This is a genomic window from Brevibacillus sp. SKDU10, assembly GCF_001645205.1.
Classification (GTDB): domain Bacteria; phylum Bacillota; class Bacilli; order Brevibacillales; family Brevibacillaceae; genus Brevibacillus_B; species Brevibacillus_B halotolerans.
In genome coordinates, this window is record NZ_LSSO01000088.1 from 1 (window position 1) to 714 (window position 714).

Annotated in this window: 1 protein-coding gene; it reads right to left on the minus strand. The window is 41.9% G+C overall.

What is annotated here, in order from left to right:
* The coding region (locus tag AYJ08_RS05440) for a TrmB family transcriptional regulator (RefSeq protein ID WP_197490592.1) at positions 1-537 on the minus strand (537 nt) is incomplete at its 3' end.
* Between the last annotated feature and the right edge of the window lie 177 nt (positions 538-714).

Consider the following 714-nt stretch of genomic DNA (forward strand, 5'->3'; position numbering starts at 1 on the left):
CATATAGTTATGAGGAAAGGTGTAGCCAAGACTAACTCCCTCAGCCCCAAACACTATCGAAAATACCGAGATATTCCGATTGACTGCCTGTTGAATTTGTTCATATAGTTCGCCTACCTGTGGCTCCCAAATGGATAACCACAGCTCACTTTTTGCCTGATATATCGTATCTGATAGTTCTTGTATCACGTGATCATATCCACTCAGATGCATAATCACATCAATAGCAGGGTCTTTCTCCAATGTTTCTAACGAATGCTCCAGATAATGAATCGTTTCCTCCATATTATTTCTTAAACGCTCCAGCATTTGTTTAGCAGGAACAGGCGCATATTTAACTGGGTCAGTTGGCACCAAATAAGCGGCTCCTCTGTCGATCAATTTACCTAACACCTCATAAATCATCGAACGCGGAACCCCTGAACGTTTGCTCACTTCATATCCAGTAGCCGGCGCTTGCTGTATCAAACTAACGTAGGCCTTGCTCTCATATTGGGAAAATCCCAGCTTGTGCAGCTGACTATAGATCGTCTCCACTGCTTCGCCTCCCTTTGTGCAAAGGTAAAAGTGATAGTCACAATACTTAATTAGAAGTCATAACCTTGTTTTCCTGTTTAAAAGGAGGAAAAATAAATCTACCGGCATAAAATTGATTACATCCATCCCAGTAGGAAAACGGATAAAATCTCCTTGTTGGAGGAACAGTATTGCTCC